The organism is Streptomyces sp. NPDC048462, assembly GCF_043200175.1.
Lineage (GTDB): Bacteria > Actinomycetota > Actinomycetes > Streptomycetales > Streptomycetaceae > Streptomyces.
Genome location: NZ_JBICXG010000021.1, coordinates 19,791 through 37,481 on the forward strand (window position 1 = coordinate 19,791; position 17,691 = coordinate 37,481).

At 69.9% G+C, this 17,691-nt stretch carries 15 protein-coding genes; 11 read left to right on the top strand and 4 right to left on the bottom strand.

Going from position 1 to position 17,691, the window contains the following annotated elements; translation table 11 throughout:
* Positions 1 to 97: 97 nt before the first annotated feature.
* Entirely contained in the window at positions 98 to 1,327 is a 1,230-nt protein-coding gene (locus ACGFU6_RS28645) for a DUF349 domain-containing protein (RefSeq protein WP_393615047.1), read from the bottom strand.
* 195 nt (positions 1,328 to 1,522) lie between these two features.
* The gene (locus ACGFU6_RS28650; RefSeq protein WP_393615049.1) at positions 1,523 to 2,323 is read right to left on the bottom strand and encodes a peptidylprolyl isomerase; all 801 of its coding nucleotides are present in this window, start codon (positions 2,321 to 2,323) and stop codon (positions 1,523 to 1,525) included.
* A gap of 148 nt (positions 2,324 to 2,471) precedes the next feature.
* Between ACGFU6_RS28650 and ACGFU6_RS28655 the strand changes: the two genes are divergently transcribed.
* From ACGFU6_RS28655 to ACGFU6_RS28670, 4 genes are all read left to right on the top strand, one after another.
* Positions 2,472 to 3,158 carry an MBL fold metallo-hydrolase gene (locus ACGFU6_RS28655; protein ID WP_393615050.1) on the top strand — a complete coding sequence of 229 codons (687 nt, stop codon included), beginning with the start codon at positions 2,472 to 2,474 and terminating at the stop codon, positions 3,156 to 3,158.
* A 13-nt stretch (positions 3,159 to 3,171) separates the two neighbouring features.
* Entirely contained in the window at positions 3,172 to 4,434 is a 1,263-nt protein-coding gene (hisS, locus tag ACGFU6_RS28660; protein WP_393615052.1) for a histidine--tRNA ligase, read from the top strand.
* Positions 4,435 to 4,748: 314 nt separating this feature from the next.
* A complete protein-coding gene (locus tag ACGFU6_RS28665) occupies positions 4,749 to 5,384 on the top strand; it encodes a vitamin K epoxide reductase family protein (RefSeq protein ID WP_393615053.1) in 636 nt (211 codons plus the stop codon).
* 72 nt (positions 5,385 to 5,456) lie between these two features.
* Positions 5,457 to 6,839, top strand: a complete 1,383-nt coding sequence (locus tag ACGFU6_RS28670; RefSeq protein WP_393615054.1) for a replication-associated recombination protein A — start codon at positions 5,457 to 5,459, stop codon at positions 6,837 to 6,839.
* 23 nt (positions 6,840 to 6,862) lie between these two features.
* On the opposite strand, the gene ACGFU6_RS28675 is transcribed toward ACGFU6_RS28670, so the two are convergent.
* Positions 6,863 to 7,564, bottom strand: a complete 702-nt coding sequence (locus tag ACGFU6_RS28675; RefSeq protein WP_393615056.1) for a DUF2470 domain-containing protein — start codon at positions 7,562 to 7,564, stop codon at positions 6,863 to 6,865.
* A 188-nt stretch (positions 7,565 to 7,752) separates the two neighbouring features.
* Here ACGFU6_RS28675 and rpsD point away from each other — a divergent pair, with 188 nt between their 5' ends.
* On the top strand, positions 7,753 to 8,367 hold the full coding sequence (gene rpsD / locus ACGFU6_RS28680) for a 30S ribosomal protein S4 (RefSeq protein WP_123528313.1): 615 nt from the start codon (positions 7,753 to 7,755) through the stop codon (positions 8,365 to 8,367).
* Between the two features lie 18 nt (positions 8,368 to 8,385).
* Here rpsD and ACGFU6_RS28685 read toward each other — a convergent pair whose 3' ends face one another.
* Complete coding sequence (locus tag ACGFU6_RS28685) at positions 8,386 to 10,626, bottom strand: ATP-binding protein (RefSeq protein WP_393615058.1); 2,241 nt, start codon at positions 10,624 to 10,626, stop codon at positions 8,386 to 8,388.
* A 254-nt stretch (positions 10,627 to 10,880) separates the two neighbouring features.
* Between ACGFU6_RS28685 and ACGFU6_RS28690 the strand changes: the two genes are divergently transcribed.
* From ACGFU6_RS28690 to ACGFU6_RS28715, 6 genes are all read left to right on the top strand, one after another.
* The gene (locus ACGFU6_RS28690; RefSeq protein WP_393615227.1) at positions 10,881 to 11,321 is read left to right on the top strand and encodes a DUF948 domain-containing protein; all 441 of its coding nucleotides are present in this window, start codon (positions 10,881 to 10,883) and stop codon (positions 11,319 to 11,321) included.
* Between the two features lie 7 nt (positions 11,322 to 11,328).
* Positions 11,329 to 11,685 (top strand): DUF6167 family protein, encoded by a 357-nt coding sequence (locus tag ACGFU6_RS28695; protein WP_393615060.1) that lies wholly within the window; start codon positions 11,329 to 11,331, stop codon positions 11,683 to 11,685.
* Positions 11,685 to 14,354 (top strand): alanine--tRNA ligase, encoded by a 2,670-nt coding sequence (alaS, locus tag ACGFU6_RS28700; RefSeq protein WP_393615062.1) that lies wholly within the window; start codon positions 11,685 to 11,687, stop codon positions 14,352 to 14,354. The genes ACGFU6_RS28695 and alaS overlap by 1 nt, the downstream gene beginning before the upstream one ends.
* Before the next feature lie 8 nt (positions 14,355 to 14,362).
* Complete coding sequence (gene ruvX, locus ACGFU6_RS28705) at positions 14,363 to 14,836, top strand: Holliday junction resolvase RuvX (RefSeq protein ID WP_393615064.1); 474 nt, start codon at positions 14,363 to 14,365, stop codon at positions 14,834 to 14,836.
* A 95-nt stretch (positions 14,837 to 14,931) separates the two neighbouring features.
* Positions 14,932 to 16,779: an endolytic transglycosylase MltG gene (gene mltG / locus ACGFU6_RS28710; RefSeq protein ID WP_393615065.1), complete on the top strand. Its 1,848-nt coding sequence runs from the start codon at positions 14,932 to 14,934 to the stop codon at positions 16,777 to 16,779.
* On the top strand, positions 16,766 to 17,602 hold the full coding sequence (locus ACGFU6_RS28715) for a shikimate dehydrogenase (RefSeq protein WP_393615066.1): 837 nt from the start codon (positions 16,766 to 16,768) through the stop codon (positions 17,600 to 17,602). The genes mltG and ACGFU6_RS28715 overlap by 14 nt, the downstream gene beginning before the upstream one ends.
* Positions 17,603 to 17,691: the final 89 nt, after the last annotated feature.

Below are 17,691 nucleotides of genomic sequence, written 5' to 3' on the forward strand. Positions count from 1 at the left end.
ACGCGGGGGGCTGCGGTGCGTCCTGCCGGACCCGCGCACCACGTGAAGGGCCCCTCCGCAACCGGCGGAGGGGCCCTTCACGTACGGCAGGGGAATCTCAGCCGCCGAACTCCTCGAGCCCCTTCAGGGCCTGGTCCAGGAGCGCCTGCCGGCCCTCCAGCTCGCGGGCGAGCTTGTCCGCACGGGCGTTGTTGCCCGAGGCGCGCGCCGTGTCGATCTGGCCGCGCAGCTTGTCCACGGCCGACTGGAGCTGCCCGGTCAGACCCGCGGCACGGGCACGTGCCTCCGGGTTGGTCCGGCGCCACTCCGACTCCTCGGCCTCCTGGAGCGCCCGCTCCACCGTGTGCATCCGCGCCTCGATCCTCGGGCGGGCGTCACGCGGCACGTGGCCGATGGCCTCCCAGCGCTCGTTGAGGGCCCTGAAGGCCGCCCTGGAGGCCTTCAGGTCCTTCACCGGCAGCAGCTTCTCGGCCTCGACCGCGAGCTCCTCCTTGAGTTTGAGGTTCTCGCCCTGCTCGGCGTCGCGCTCGGCGAACACCTCGCCGCGGGCGGCGAAGAAGACGTCCTGGGCCCCGCGGAAACGGTTCCACAGATCGTCCTCGGCCTCGCGCTGGGCGCGGCCGGCGGCCTTCCACTCCGTCATCAGGTCGCGGTAGCGGGCGGCCGTCGTGCCCCAGTCCGAGGAACGGGACAGCGATTCGGCCTCGACGACCAGCTTCTCCTTGGCCTTGCGGGCCTCCTCGCGCTGGGCGTCCAGCGAGGCGAAGTGGGCCTTGCGGCGCTTGGAGAACGCCGAGCGCGCATGGGAGAAGCGGTGCCACAGCTCGTCGTCCGACTTGCGGTCGAGCCTCGGCAGGCCCTTCCACGTGTCGACGAGCGCACGGAGCCGCTCGCCCGCGGAGCGCCACTGCTCGCTCTGGGCCAGCTCCTCGGCCTCGACGACCAGCGCCTCCTTGGCGTGCTTCGCCTCGTCGGTCTGCTTCGCCTTCTGGGCCTTGCGCTCCTCGCGCCGCGAGTCGACCGTCGCCACCAGGGCGTCCAGCCGCTTGCGCAGCGCGTCCAGGTCCCCGACGGCGTGATGCTCGTCGACCTGCGCACGCAGGTGCTCGATGGCGGTCGTCGCGTCCTTCGCGGACAGATCGGTGGTCTTCACCCGCCGCTCCAGGAGGCCGATCTCGACCACAATGCCCTCGTACTTGCGCTCGAAGTAGGCCAGGGCCTCCGCCGGAGAACCGGCCTGCCACGATCCGACGACCTGCTCGCCGTCGGCGGTACGCACGTACACGGTGCCTGTCTCATCGACACGGCCCCACGGGTCGCTGCTCACAGCGCCTCCTCCACCTGATGCCCGCGAGAGGGTTCGCCCCCCTGGCATCGTCCACAGTTTCCTGGGGCGGGCAGCGCCCGCCCTGCACAACGCCAATCTAGGCGACGGGCCACCCGGCTGTCCGCACTCCGCGCGGCCGAAATTATCCGGCGCGCGCCCGGTGCCGTCGTGCGGATCGTGCCGGGCCCGCCGCGCTCACGCCTTGGTGACGGCCGCCTTCGAGATGTTCACGGCCTTCGCCGGCGCACCGTCGGCGGCGCCGCCGGTGACCCCCGCCTTGCCGATGGCCTGGACGGCCTTCAGCGAGGCGCCGTCCATCGTGCCGAACGGCGTGTAGGTGGGCGGCAGTTTGCTGTCCTTGTAGACCAGGAAGAACTGGCTGCCGCCGGTGTGCGGCTGGCCGGTGTTGGCCATCGCCACGGTGCCGGCCGGATAGGTCACCGTGGTGTCCTTGCCCGCCCTGCCGAGGGCGGTGAGGTTCTCGTCCGGGATCGTGTAGCCCGGACCGCCGGTGCCGTCGCCCTTGGGGTCGCCGCACTGGAGGACGAATATCCCCTGCGTGGTCAGACGGTGACACTTCGTGCCGTCGAAGAAGCCCTTGTCGGCGAGCGACTTGAAGGAGTTCGTGGTGTGCGGGGTCTTCGCCGCGTCCATGGTGAAGGCGATGTCGCCCTGGCCCGTCTTGAGGGACAGCGTGTACTTGGCCTTCTTGTCGATCTTCATCGCGGGCTCGGGCGCGCTCTTCTCGCTCGCCGACGGAGAGGGCGAGGCGGACGCCGACGGGCCGGCGCTCGCGGCCGCGTCGGTCTTGTCCTTCTTGCCGTCGTCGCCGGTGGCGAAGTACGTGATGCCGCCTATGACGGCCACCGCGGCCACCGCGGAGGTGATGATGACCGTCAGCCGCCGGGTCCGGCGACGGGCCTCCTCCCGGCGCTGCTGCTGCCGCTCGAACTTCTCCCTGGCGAGCTGCCGCCGCCGCTGATCGCTGCTGACCACCGGGTGATCTCCTTGTACGTCGTGTGATCGGGCCTGAGTTGCCCCGTACCGTATATGGGTTAGCTGTGGAATGAGGAGCGCCGGTAGGCTCTGAACTGCTGCGACCTCGCAGCCGCCATCCCTCGTCGGACGACCATTAAGGACGATCGTGCTCATTGCCGGGTTCCCCGCCGGGGCCTGGGGGACCAACTGTTACCTGGTCGCCCCCGCCGCGGGTGAGGAGTGCGTGATCATCGACCCGGGCCACCAGGCCGCGTCCGGTGTCGAGGAAGCACTGCGCAAGCATCGGCTGAAGCCCGTCGCCGTCGTACTCACCCACGGCCATATCGACCACGTCGCCTCGGTCGTCCCGGTGTGCGGCGCGCACGATGTCCCCGCCTGGATCCACCCGGAGGACCGCTACATGATGAGCGACCCGGAGAAGGCCCTCGGCCGCTCCATCGGGATGCCGCTCATGGGCGAGCTGACGGTGGGGGAGCCGGACGACGTCAAGGAGCTGAGCGACGGCGCACGGCTGTCGCTGGCCGGTCTGGAGTTCGGCGTCTCGCATGCGCCCGGCCATACCAAGGGGTCGGTGACGTTCAGGATGCCCGAGGCCGCGGATGTTCCGCAGGTCCTCTTCTCGGGCGACCTGCTCTTCGCCGGCTCCGTCGGACGCACCGACCTGCCCGGCGGCGACCACGCCGAGCTGCTCGAGTCGCTGGCCCGCGTGTGCCTGCCGCTCGACGACTCGACCGTGGTGCTGTCCGGCCACGGCCCCCAGACGACCATCGGCCGCGAGCGCGCCACCAATCCGTATCTGCACGGTATGGACGCGCCCCGACGAGGAATGTGACGAGAGCGAAAACGTGAGCACCTTCAAGGCCCCCAAGGGCACGCACGACCTGACCCCGCCCGACTCCGCGAAGTACCTCGCGGTGCGCGAGGCGATCTCCGCACCGCTGAAGAACTCCGGCTACGGCTACATCGAGACCCCGGGCTTCGAGGACGTGGCCCTCTTCTCCCGAGGCGTCGGTGAGTCCACCGACATCGTGTCCAAGGAGATGTACACCCTCACCACCAGGGGCGGCTCCCAGCTGGCGCTGCGCCCCGAGGGCACCGCGTCCGTACTGCGCGCCGCTCTGGAGGCCAACCTCCACAAGCTCGGCAACCTGCCGGTCAAGCTCTGGTACTCGGGCTCGTACTACCGCTACGAGAACCCGCAGAAGGGGCGATACCGCCACTTCTCGCAGGTCGGTGCCGAGGCCATCGGCGCGGAGGACCCGGCGCTGGACGCCGAGCTGATCATCCTGGCCGACCAGGCGTACCGCGCCCTGGGCCTTCGCGAGTTCCGCATCCTGCTGAACTCGCTGGGCGACAAGGAGTGCCGCCCCGTCTACCGCGACGCGCTCCAGGGCTTCCTGCGCGAACTCGACCTGGACGAGGAGACCCGCCGTCGGATCGAGATCAACCCGCTCCGGGTCCTCGACGACAAGCGCCGCGAGGTCCAGAAGCAGCTGACCGGCGCCCCCGTGCTGCGCGACTACCTCTGCGACGCCTGCAAGGCGTACCACGAGGAGGTCCGCGACCTGCTCAACACGGCGGGTGTCGTGTACGAGGACGACGAGCGGCTCGTCCGCGGCCTCGACTACTACACCCGCACCACCTTCGAGTTCGTCCACGACGGTCTGGGCTCGCAGTCGGCGGTCGGCGGCGGCGGCCGGTACGACGGCCTGTCCGAGATGATCGGCGGACCGGCGCTCCCGTCGGTCGGCTGGGCGCTCGGCGTGGACCGCACCGTGCTCGCCCTGGAGGCGGAGGGCATCGAGCTCGAACTGCCCTCGACCACGAGCGTCTTCGCCGTACCGCTCGGCGAGGAGGCGCGCCGGGTGCTGTTCGGCGTAGTGACGCGGCTGCGCCGCGAGGGAGTGGCCGCGGACTTCGCGTTCGGGGGCCGCGGCCTCAAGGGTGCGATGAAGAGCGCCAACCGGTCGGGCGCGCGGTTCACCGTGGTGGCCGGCGAGCGCGATCTGGCCGAGGGCCTCGTGCAGCTCAAGGACATGGAGTCCGGCGAGCAGACGGCGGTCCCGCTGGCCGAGGTGACCGAGGCGATCAAGGCACGCCTCACGTAGCGCGCCGCACCGGTCGCAGGCGGGTGGTTCCTAGCCTGCCTGCGACCGGCGGCACCGCGCACCCGCCCGTCAACCCGGTGCGCCTGGGTTCATCCTGCCGGAGGGTTCCGGTCCGGGAGAGCCGGTTCCGGCGGGCGGAGGCCGTAGAGCAGGACGGCACCAAGAGCGCCTGTTCCGGGTGGCGTTGGCGTCCCCCGTACCCGGAACCGCACACTGATTTCGCGCGCATCTTTATGTTCATCGAACGGAAGACCGGCGCAACGGTACGGCACAATGACCGTGCCCAGCAGGCTACTCAGTGACGGATCGGCGATATGACGACTGCAGCGGTTGACCATCCCTCCTCCGACCAGGACGAGGACAGCGGGAAGAGGACCATCGGCGGCAGCCGTGCGCTCGCACTGCTGCTGGTGATCACGGGCGCTGCCGGGCTCCTCGCCGCGTGGGTCATCACGCTCGACAAGCTCAAGCTGATGGAGGACCCCTCCTTCGTCCCGGGCTGCAGCCTCAACCCGGTGGTCTCCTGCGGCAACATCATGAAGAGCGATCAGGCGGCCGCCTTCGGCTTCCCGAATCCGTGGCTCGGGCTCGCCACCTACCCCGTCATCATCGGCATCGGCCTGGCGCTGCTCGCCGGGGCGCGCTTCCGCGGCTGGTACTGGCTGGGGATGAACGCGGGCACCCTGTTCGGCGTCGGCTTCTGCACCTGGCTCCAGTACCAGTCGCTCTACAACATCAACTCGCTGTGCCTGTGGTGCTGCCTGGCCTGGGTCGCCACGATCTTCATGTTCTGCTACGTCACCACGCACAACATCAAGCACCGGATCATTCCCGCGCCCAGCTGGCTGCGCAACGGGCTGACCGAGTTCCACTGGGTGCCGCCGGTGCTGTGGGTCGGCATCATCGGCATGCTGATCCTGACCCGCTGGTGGGACTTCTGGACCAGCTGAGCGGCCCTCGCACGCCGAGGCTCCCCCCGGGGCCCGGCAGGGTTGTCAGTGCGGTGACATAGGCTTCAAAACGTGGAGCCCGACCTATTTACCGCAGCAGCCGAAGACCGCCAGGAGAAGGACCCGTCCAGCAGCCCCCTAGCTGTCCGGATGCGTCCCCGTATCCTCGACGAGGTCGTCGGCCAGCAGCATCTGCTCAAGCCGGGCTCGCCGCTGCGCCGCCTCGTCGGAGAAGGCAGCGGCGGACCGGCGGGCCCCTCGTCGGTGATCCTCTGGGGTCCCCCCGGCATCGGGAAGACGACCCTGGCGTACGTGGTCAGCAAGGCCACCAACAAGCGCTTCGTCGAGCTCTCCGCGATCACCGCGGGCGTCAAGGAAGTGCGGGCGGTCATCGAGGGCGCCCGGCGCGCCACCGGTGGCTACGGCAAGGAGACCGTCCTCTTCCTGGACGAGATCCACCGCTTCTCCAAGGCACAGCAGGACTCGCTGCTGCCGGCCGTGGAGAACCGCTGGGTGACGCTGATCGCGGCTACCACCGAGAATCCGTACTTCTCGATCATCTCCCCGCTGCTCTCGCGCTCACTGCTGCTGACCCTGGAATCGCTGACCGACGACGACCTGCGCGGTCTGCTGCACCGGGCCCTGGCCGACGAGCGCGGACTGGGCGGCGCGGTGACGCTGCCCGAGGACGCCGAGGAACATCTGCTGCGCATCGCGGGCGGCGACGCACGCCGCGCGCTGACGGCGCTGGAGGCGGCGGCCGGTGCGGCGCTGTCCAAGGGGGAGCCGGAGATCACCCTCCTGACCCTGGAGGAGACGGTCGACCGCGCCGCGGTGAAGTACGACCGGGACGGTGACCAGCACTACGACGTGGCGAGCGCCCTGATCAAGTCGATCCGGGGCTCGGACGTCGATGCCGCGCTGCACTATCTGGCGCGGATGATCGAGGCGGGGGAGGACCCCCGGTTCATCGCCCGGCGGCTGATGATCTCGGCCAGCGAGGACATCGGGCTCGCGGACCCCACGGCGCTGCCCACAGCGGTCGCGGCGGCCCAGGCCGTCGCGATGATCGGCTTCCCGGAGGCGGCGCTCACCCTCAGCCACGCCACGATCGCCCTGGCCCTCGCCCCCAAGTCCAACGCGGCGACGATGGCGATCTCCGCCGCCCAGGAGGATGTGCGCAAGGGGCTGGCCGGCCCCGTCCCGGCCCATCTGCGCGACGGCCACTACAAGGGGGCCGCCAAGCTGGGGCACGCGCAGGGCTATGTCTATCCGCACGATGTCCCCGGCGGTATCGCCGCCCAGCAGTACGCCCCGGACGCCGTGCGCGACAAGCGCTACTACCAGCCCACTCGGTACGGCGCCGAGGCGCGTTACGCGGATGTGGCGGACCGGGTCCGCGAGCGGCTCGGCCGTTCCGGCGGCGACGGCGAAGCGGGTCCGTCCGGGGCGTAGCCGGGCCCCGGCACTCCGGCCCTTCAGTGCGCGGCCGCTTCGAAGAGCGTGTGCATGGCGTGCCGCAGCTCGGTCACATCGCGCACCGGCTCGGGGAACTCGAAGCGTGCGTCGAAGCACCTGCCGTCCTGTTCGCACACCCGCACCCGCAGTCCCAGCCGGTCCAGTGCGAGCGGCACGACGGCCGGCCGGTGCGCCGGGCAGTCTGCCGGTGTCCGCTCACCCAGCAGACCGCACAGTGTGTCCAGCTGTTCGCGGTGGGCCGCGTGCAGGTGCTGCAGCAGCTCCGCCTCGTGGATGACGAGCGGGTCGGCGCGAGCGTCCCGGAACTCCTCGGGCTCCACGCTCTGCGCACCCCAGAGGTCGTCCACGTACGCCTCGCCCGTCTCCAGCCGGAGCAGCATCCGGCCCGGCCCGGCCATGCCCGGTACCGTGGTGAGCCAGCCGAAGACCCGGGCCCGGCCGCGGATGCGGTGCGGTACGGAGACCGGGGCCACGTCGGTGATCTCCAGCACAGCGGTCAGCTCGTCGTCCTGGGCGTGCGTCGCGGCCCGTACCGCCGGGGAATCCGTGGGGAATTCGAGGAAGAGGTCCCCGTCAGGACCCACGCTGCGGGACAGCGGCATCAGCTGGTCCGAGCCCGCGGAATCGAGGCCGGGGATGAGCAGTGCCGAAGAGCAGGTACTCTGTACGAGAGTTCGTGTGCGCTCGGCTGCTGACGGCATCCGAGTGTTTTCAAGCCCGCTGGGACGCGGCTGACCACGATCAGATCGGCCTTCCGTCGTAGCAGCACCTTCATGTGTGCTGCCGCTGTCTGTGCTGTCCGTGACGTGTGTGGTGTTCCCAGGGCGAGACATGCGATCTCCTTGAGTAAGGTGAGCCTAACCTAACCTACAACGGAGGTCTGGAGAACGTGCCTAATCAGTCGCGTCCCAAGGTCAAGAAGAGCCGCGCGCTCGGCATTGCGCTGACGCCGAAGGCCGTCAAGTACTTCGAGGCGCGCCCCTACCCGCCGGGCGAGCACGGTCGCGGCCGCAAGCAGAACTCGGACTACAAGGTCCGTCTGCTCGAGAAGCAGCGTCTGCGCGCCCAGTACGACATCAGCGAGCGCCAGATGGCGCGTGCCTACGACCGCGCCAAGAAGGCCGAGGGCAAGACGGGCGAGGCGCTCGTCGTCGAGCTCGAGCGCCGTCTCGACGCGCTGGTGCTGCGTTCGGGCATCGCCAAGACGATCTACCAGGCGCGCCAGATGGTCGTGCACGGTCACATCGAGGTCGACGGCCACAAGGTGGACAAGCCGTCCTTCCGTGTCCGTCCCGACAACATCGTGATGGTCCGCGAGCGCAGCCGCGACAAGCACCCCTTCCAGGTTGCCCGCGAGGGTGGTTACGACACCGACGGTGAGACCCCGCGCTACCTGCAGGTGAACCTGAAGGCCCTGGCCTTCCGCCTTGACCGGGACCCGAACCGCAAGGAAATCCCCGTGATCTGCGACGAGCAGCTCGTCGTCGAGTACTACGCCCGCTGATCCAGGCGTAGCCGCTCTTCACCGGCGCTCAGGCCCGCCCCTTCCCGATGCTGGGGAGGCGGCGGGCTTTCGCGTTTTCCCGGCATCGGGAACGGGCCCCGGGGCCTCCGGTGCGCCGGTCTCCGCGTCACCGCGCCGCTGCCCCGGACGCCCGGCCAGCGCTCTGGCCACCACCGCGTCGGCGCCGAGCGCGGCGCCGGCCCGTCGCTGCGACGCGTACCGCTCCTCGCCCAGCTCATGGCGGGCCAGCTCCTCGCACCGGGCCCTCGGCGCCCCGTAGTGCGCCGAGCCGAACAGCGGCAGTCCCACCGATGGCCAGATCTGTTCGGCGGCTCCCTGCAGCAGCGCGGCCTCGCCCGCGTCGCCCTCGACCACCGTGACCAGCGCCAGCAGTTCCAGCGAGAGCACGGTGCCGAGCAGGTCGTGGAAGGCGTGGCTGATGGAGAGCGACTCCCCGAGGAGCTCCCTGGCCCGGACCGGGCGGCCCCGTTCCAGCGCGGCGAAGGCCAGGACGAACAGCGCGTAGCTGAGGGCCCACCGCTCCCCGTGGTCCTCGCAGATCTCCCGGACCTCCTCGCAGATGTTGACCGCGCGGTCCAGCTCCCCCCGGAACCCGACCGACATCGCCAGCTCGACCTGGGCCATCAGTACATTGCTGTTGAGCTCCCCGAGTTCCCGGTAGCGGCCGAGCGCCTCGTGCAGCAGTTCCTGTGCGCGCGCGGTGTCGTCCGTGACGAGCGCCAGGCAGCCGGTGCGGTGCAGCGCGTACGCCGACGCCGTCGCGTCACCGGCCAGATCCGCCTCTTCCCGGCACTCGGTCAGCGCCGAGATCGCCCCCACCGGGTCCCCCTGCAGCACCGCGACGTAGCCGAGCACCCACAGCGCCTTCAGCCGCGAGGAGTCGTACGGCGTCTCCTCCTCCAGTACATGGTCCAGCCAGTGCCGCCCCTCGGACAGTCGCCCGCAGCCGACCCACAGGAACCAGAGCGTGCCCGCCAGGTACTGGGCGAGATGAGCCTCCTCCGGGCACTCCAGCGAACACTCCATGGCCCGCCGCAGATTGGGCAGTTCGCTCTCCACCCGGGCCGCCACCTCGCTCTGGCGCGGGCTGAACCAGTCCAGCTCGCACCAGGTCGCCAGCCCCAGGAACCAGTCGCGGTGGCGCCGGCGCAGCCGCTCCGTCTCACCGGTGGCGGCCAGCCACTCGGCGCCGTACTCGCGCACCGTGTCGAGCATCCGGTAGCGGGTGCCGGCCGCCGAGTCCTCCCGCAGCACGATGGACTGCGCGAGCAGCCCGGAGAGCACGTCGAGCACCGAGTCGGCCGGCAGGCCGGAGCCGCTGCAGACGTACTCGACCGCCTCCAGGTCGAACTGCCCGGCGAAGACCGAGAGCCGTGACCACAGCAGCCGCTGCTCCGGGGCACAGAGCTCATGGCTCCAGCCGATGGCCGTGCGCAGCGTCTGGTGGCGGGCCAGCGCGCTGCGGCTGCCGCCCGTCAGCAGGCGGAAGCGGTCGTCGAGGCGTTCCAGCACCTGTTCCGCCGAGAGCGCCCGCAGCCGCCCGGCCGCCAGCTCGAGGGCGAGCGGAATGCCGTCCAGCCGGCGGCAGAGCTCCTGCGCCGCGCCCCGGGTGTGCTCGGTCAGCCGGAACTCCGGCTGTACCGCGGTGGCGCGCTCCGCGAAGAGCCGGAGCGCGTCCCGCTCGGTCATGGTCGCGAGCGCGTAGGTGGCCTCGCCGTCGAGTTCCAGCGGCAGCCGGCCGGCCGCGAGCACCCGCAGCCGGGGGGCCCGGCGCAGCAGGTCACGTACCAACTCCGCACAGGCGTCCACCAGATGTTCGAAGCCGTCGATCACCAGCAGGAGCCGGCGCCCGGCGCAGTGTTCGAGGAGCGTGGTGCGGGGCGGTCTGCTGGTGTGGTCGGTCAGGCCCAGCGCGTCGACGAGCGCGTGCTCCAGCAGTTCCGGATCGTGGACCGCGGACAGCTCCAGCAGCCAGACCCCGTCGCAGTACCGTTTCTCCAGAAGGGCCGCGGCCCTGGTCACCAGACGGGTCTTGCCGACCCCGCCCACCCCCACGACGGTGACGAGCCGGGACTCCTCCAGGAGTCCGGCGAGATCGGCCAACTCCTCGTCGCGTCCCACGAACCTGTTCAGTTCCGCCGGGAGATTGCCCGTAAGAGCGCGTACCGGCCCGCCGCGGGCGGTCGGCGGCGTACCCGGATCGTCGGAGGAGGGGAAGGGGCGCTGAGAGCGTCGCATGAAACACGCAGAGTACTGGCCCGAAAGCGCTCCGTACAATCTCGTTCCCGGAACTGCCGCCGTGCCAGGTGGTAATGCGGTACAGGGCGCGAGCCCCGGCGCGATAGGCTCGGAGGCGGTGACCGGCCGCTATGGGGGCCGCCGCCGAACAGAGCGGAAGAGCAACGCAGAACAAGAACAACGCTGAACAACACGGAACAACGCAGAGACAGACGACAAGCCAGAGAGAGCGGTGCACTGTGTCCGGTGGTGAGGTGGCCGGGATCCTGGTGGCCGTCTTCTGGGCGATCCTGGTTTCGTTCCTCGCCGTCGTGCTGGTGAGGCTCGCCCAGACGCTCAGGGCGACCACCAGACTCGTGGCGGACGTGACCGAACAGGCCGTCCCGCTGCTCGCGGACGCCTCCGCGACCGTACGTTCCGCGCGGACCCAGCTCGACAAGGTCGACGCGATCGCGACGGACGTCCAGGAGGTCACCTCCAACGCCTCGGCGCTCTCCACCACCGTGGCCTCCACGCTCGGCGGTCCGCTCGTCAAGGTCGCCGCGTTCGGCTACGGGGTCCGGCAGGCCATCGGCCGCAAGACCGCTCCCGAACCGGAAGCGCGTTCCCGGCGGTCGGTGATCGTCGGCCGGACCGTGCCGTCCGCGCGTGGCAGGAAGCGCAACGGCAAAAACTCCCGCGGATCGAAGGACTGACGCAGCGATGTTCCGCCGTACGTTCTGGTTCACCGCCGGCGCAGCCGCCGGGGTATGGGCCACCGCCAAGGTCAACCGGAAGATCAAGCAGCTGACCCCCGAGAGCCTCGCGGCGCAGGCCGCCGACAAGGCGGTCGTGGCCGGTCACAGGCTCAAGGACTTCGCGCTGGACGTCCGCGAGGGCATGGTCAGGCGCGAGGCCGAACTGGGCGAGGCGCTGGGTCTCGAAGCGCCGGTCGACCCCGACCTCCCCGTGCTGCCCCATGCCGCCGTCGAGCCGGCCCCGCCCCGCAGGCGGCGCGGGGCGCCCGCCCGCAACCGCACGCTCCCCTACAACTCGTACAACCGGAATGAGGACCACTGATGGAGTCGGCTGAAATTCGTCGCCGCTGGCTGAGCTTCTACGAGGAGCGCGGTCACACCGTCGTCCCTTCGGCGTCGCTCATCGCGGACGACCCGACTCTGCTGCTGGTCCCGGCGGGCATGGTCCCCTTCAAGCCGTACTTCCTCGGCGAGGTCAAGCCGCCCGCCCCGCGCGTCACCAGCGTGCAGAAGTGCGTCCGCACGCCGGACATCGAAGAGGTCGGCAAGACCACCCGGCACGGCACCTTCTTCCAGATGTGCGGGAACTTCTCCTTCGGTGACTACTTTAAGGAAGGCGCCATCGAGTACGCCTGGGAGCTGCTCACCGGCTCCGTGGCGGACGGCGGCTTCGGCCTCGACCCCGAGCGGCTGTGGATCACGGTCTACCTCGACGACGACGAGGCCGAGCAGATCTGGCGCGACAAGATCGGCGTCCCCGCCGAGCGCATCCAGCGCCTGGGCAAGAAGGACAACTTCTGGTCCATGGGCGTCCCCGGCCCCTGCGGTCCCTGTTCCGAGATCAACTACGACCGCGGCCCCGAGTTCGGCGTCGAGGGCGGCCCGGCCGTCAACGACGAGCGCTACGTGGAGATCTGGAACCTGGTCTTCATGCAGTACGAGCGTGGCGCCGGCGACGGCAAGGAGGACTTCCCGATCCTCGGGGACCTGCCCTCCAAGAACATCGACACCGGTCTCGGCCTCGAACGCCTCGCGATGATCCTGCAGGGCGTGCGGAACATGTACGAGACAGACACCCTGCGCGTCGTCATGGACAGGGCCACCGAGCTGACCGGTGTGCGCTACGGCGCCGCCGAGGGCACGGACGTCTCGCTGCGCGTGGTCGCCGACCACATGCGCACCTCCGTGATGCTCATCGGTGACGGCGTCACCCCCGGCAACGAGGGCCGCGGCTACGTGCTGCGCCGCATCATGCGCCGCGCCATCCGGATGATGCGGCTGATGGGCGCCACCGGTTCCGTCGTCAACGAGCTGGTCGGCGTCGTGATCGAGACGATGGGGCTCCAGTACCCCGAGCTCATCACCGACCGCAAGCGCATCGAGACCGTCGCCCTCGCCGAGGAGGCCGCCTTCCTCAAGGCCCTCAAGGGCGGCACGAACATCCTCGAGACCGCCGTCACCGAGACCAGGGCCACCGGCGGACGGGTCATCGCCGGCGACAAGGCGTTCCTGCTCCACGACACCTGGGGCTTCCCGATCGACCTCACCCTGGAGATGGCCGCCGAACAGGGCCTGTCCGTGGACGAGGACGGGTTCCGCCGCCTCATGCAGGAGCAGCGGGACAAGGCCAAGGCCGACGCCCGCGCCAAGAAGACCGGGCACGCCGACCTGTCCGCCTACCGGGAGGTCGCCGACAACTCCGGCGCCACCGAGTTCACCGGCTACACCATGACCGAGGGCGAGTCGACGATCGTCGGCCTCCTCGTCGACGGCGTTCCCTCGCCCGCCGCCTCCGAGGGCGACGAGGTCGAGGTCGTCCTGGACCGCACCCCGTTCTACGCCGAGGGCGGCGGCCAGCTCGCCGACACCGGGCGGATCCGGCTCGACACCGGTGCCGTGATCGAGGTCCGCGACGTCCAGAAGCCCGTTCCCGGCGTCCACGTCCACAAGGGCGTCGTCCAGGTCGGCGAGGTGACGGTCGGTGCCGCCGCCCTCGCCTCCATCGACAACACCCGCCGCCGGGCCATCGCCCGCGCCCACAGCGCCACCCACCTCACGCACCAGGCCCTGCGCGACGCACTGGGCCCGACGGCCGCCCAGGCCGGCTCGGAGAACTCCCCCGGCCGCTTCCGCTTCGACTTCGGTTCGCCCGCCGCCGTACCCGGCACGGTCCTCACCGACGTCGAGCAGAAGATCAACGCCGTGCTCTCCCGCGAGCTCGACGTCCAGGCCGAGGTCATGTCCATCGACGAGGCCAAGAAGCAGGGCGCCATCGCCGAGTTCGGCGAGAAGTACGGCGAGCGGGTCCGGGTCGTCACCATCGGGGACTTCTCCAAGGAGCTGTGCGGCGGCACGCACGTCCACAACACCGCCCAGCTCGGCCTGGTCAAGCTGCTCGGGGAGTCGTCCATCGGCTCCGGCGTGCGCCGCATCGAGGCCCTCGTCGGCGTTGACGCGTACAACTTCCTCGCCAGGGAGCACACGGTCGTCGCCCAGCTCCAGGAGCTGGTCAAGGGCCGTCCCGAGGAGCTCCCGGAGAAGATCGCCGGAATGCTCGGCAAGCTGAAGGACGCCGAGAAGGAGATCGAGAAGTTCCGTGCGGAGAAGGTCCTGGCGGCCGCCGCCGGACTGGTCGAGTCCGCCCAGGACGTCCGGGGCGTCGCCCTGGTCACGGGTCAGGTCCCGGACGGCACCACCGCCGACGACCTGCGCAGGCTCGTCCTCGACGTCCGTGGGCGCATCCAGGGCGGCCGCCCGGCCGTCGTGGCCCTGTTCACCACGGCCAACGGCCGCCCGCTGACCGTCATCGCGACCAACGAGGCCGCCCGCGAGCGCGGCCTCAAGGCCGGTGACCTGGTCCGCACCGCCGCCAAGACGCTCGGTGGCGGAGGCGGCGGCAAGCCGGACGTCGCCCAGGGCGGCGGCACCGACCCGAACGCCATCGGTGAAGCCGTCGCCGCTGTCGAACGCCTCGTCACCGAGACGGCGTGACGCCGGACATGACGCAGATACGCCGCGGCCGCCGACTGGCGGTCGACGTCGGGGACGCCCGGATCGGGGTCGCCTCGTGCGACCCCGACGGGATCCTCGCCACGCCGGTGGAGACCGTGCCGGGACGTGATGTCCCGGCCGCCCACCGGCGGCTCGGGCAGATCGTGGCGGAGTACGAGCCGATCGAGGTCATCGTCGGGCTGCCCCGTTCACTCGGCGGGGGAGAGGGGCCGGCCGCGGCCAAGGTCCGCGCCTTCGCGGATGTGTTCGCCCGCGCGGTCGCACCCATTCCGGTGCGGCTGGTGGACGAGAGGATGACCACAGTGACGGCGAGTCAGGGCCTGCGCGCATCGGGCGTGAAGTCCAAAAAGGGCCGGTCCGTTATCGATCAGGCTGCCGCTGTGGTGATCCTTCAGAACGCTCTGGAGTCCGAACGGGCTTCGGGTAATCCTCCGGGTGAGGGCGTCGAAGTGGTTGTCTGATCGCGATACGGTAACGTTCCGCGCGATGCGGCGGTGTTCGAACAAACACCGCACAGCAAAGAGACGGAACGTCGTCTCGCGGCTCAAGGGGATCGATGACTGAGTATGGCCGGGGCCCCGGCTCCGAACCGTGGCATCCCGAGGACCCCTTGTACGGGGACCAGGGATGGGAGGGCCAGCAGCCTGCCCACGGCCAGGGCCAGTACGGCGGCCAGCAGCAGCCCTACCCGCAGGACCCGTACGCCGCCCAGCAGCAGCCGCACGACCCGTACGCGCAGCAGCACCAGCAGCCGCAGGGCACCTACGCGCAGCAGCAGGACCCGTACGCGGCTCAGCAGCAGCCGCACGATCCGTATGCGCCGCAGCACCAGCAGGCGCAGGATCCCTACGCGCAGCAGCAGCATCAGGATCCCTACGCACAGCAGCCGCAGCAGGAGCAGGACCCCTACGCGCAGCAGCAGTACCAGCAGCAGCCCCAGTACGGAGCCCAGCAGGATCCGTACGGCCAGCAGCCTCCCTACAACGGCGGCTGGGACACCGGGCAGCAGCCGGCCGCGATGCCGTACGAGGGGCAGCCCGCCGCCGGGTACGGCTACGGCGAGACGAACGACTACTACGGCACCCCTGATGCCTACCCGCCTCCGCAGCCTCCGGGCCGCCGCCAGGCCGTACCCGAGCAAGCACCCGAACAGACGCCTGCGCAGAACCCCGACTGGGACCCCGAGGTCCAGCCGGAGGAGACCCACCCCTTCTTCACGGGCGTGGACGACAGCGAGGGCAAGGACGACGACTACGACGACGACGATGACGCCCGCGACTCCCGCCGCGGGGGCGGGGACGAGCGCCGGGGCAAGGGCAAGAAGAAGAAGGGCCGCAGCGGCTGCGCCTGCCTGGTCATCTCTCTTGTCCTGGTCGGCGGCGTGGGCGGAGTGGGCTACTTCGGCTACTCGTACTACCAGGACAAGTTCGGCCCCGCGGAGGACTACGCGGGAAGCGGCTCGGGGACCGTCGAGATCGAGATCCCCAAGGGTTCGTACGGATACGACATCGCCAACATCCTGAAGAAGCAGGGTGTGGTCAAGAGTGTCGACGCCTTCGTCTCCGCGCAGAGCGAGAACCCCAAGGGGAAGTCGATCCAGGCCGGCGTCTATCTCCTGCACGAGAAGATGTCCGCGGCCGAGGCCGTGAAGATGATGGTCGACCCGAAGAGCCAGAACCTGCTGGTGATTCCCGAGGGGTCTCGCAACGGCGCTGTCTACACGCTGATCGATACGAAGCTGGACCTCAAGAAGGGCACGACCGAGGGCATCGCCAAATCCAAGGCGACCACACTCGGCCTGCCCGGCTGGGCGAGCAAGAACAAGGACATCAAGGACCCACTGGAAGGCTTCCTCTACCCGGCCGCATATCCGGTCACGAAGGAAACCAAGCCGGAGGCGATCCTGAAGAAGATGGTCGAGCGGTCCAATGACGAGTACGACAAGCTCGACCTCGAAGCGGCCGCCAAGAAGTACAAGCTGGACGGCCCGTGGCAGGTGCTGACCGTCGCCAGCCTGGTCCAGGCGGAGGGGCTGACGCACGACGACTTCCGCAAGATGGCCGAAGTCGTCTACAACCGCCTGAAGCCGGATAACACGGCAACGAACCGTAAACTTGAATTCGACTCCGCGTTCAATTACCTGAACAAGCAGAGCAAGATCAAGATCAATCTGTCCGAGATCCGTACCAACACGGATCCGTACAACACCTATTACCACGCCGGTCTGCCGCCGGGCCCCATCAGTAATCCTGGGGACGAGGCTCTGCGTGCGACGCTCAGCCCCACCAGTGATGGGTGGATGTTCTTTATCTCGCTCGACGGCAAGAAGACCGATTTCACGAAGACGGCCGCAGAGCACGCGAAACTCACAGAGAAATTCAATAAAATTCATGGCATCGACTGACGGGCGTCACAGGGCAGCCGTTCTCGGCTCGCCCATCGCCCACTCGCTCTCCCCGGTCCTGCACCGGGCCGCGTACGCCGCACTCGGACTCGACGACTGGTCCTACGACCGCTTCGAGATCGACGAGGCCGCGCTGCCCGGGTTCATCGAGGGGCTGGACTCCTCCTGGGCCGGGCTCTCGCTGACCATGCCGCTCAAGCGGGCGATTCTTCCGCTGCTGGACTCGGTCAGCGAGATCGCTTCCTCGGTCGAGGCCGTCAATACGGTCGTGTTCACCGAGGACGGCCGCCGCGTCGGCGACAACACCGATATCCCCGGCATGATCGCCGCCCTGCGCGAGCGTGGCGTGGAGAAGACCGAATCCGCCGCCGTGCTCGGCGCCGGCGCCACCGCCTCCTCCGCCCTCGCCGCCCTCTCCGAGATCTGCGCGGGACCGGTCACGGCCTACGTCCGCAGCCGGGAACGCGGTGACGAGATGCGCGGCTGGGGCGAACGGCTCGGCGTCGACGTACGGATCGCGGACTGGGCGGAGGCCGAGCAGGCGCTGCGGGCCCCGCTGGTCATCGCGACCACCCCGGCCGGAGCCACGGACGCGCTCACCGATGACGTACCGGAGACCCCCGGCACACTCTTCGACGTGCTGTACGAGCCCTGGCCCACCGGACTCGCGGCCGCCTGGGCAGCCCGCGGCGGCCCAGTGGTCGGAGGTCTCGACCTCCTGGTGCACCAAGCCGTTCTCCAGGTCGAGCAGATGACCGGTCGCGGGCCCGCACCCCTGGCCGCCATGCGGCAGGCCGGCGAGCAGGCGCTGGCCGCCCGCTGACCGTGCCCGCGGCGGTTTGATCCGTCCGTCTGCTGGACCGGGGGCGGGACGGCGGTCCGGTCCGTGGGAGGATCGGGGGCGGCGGGCCA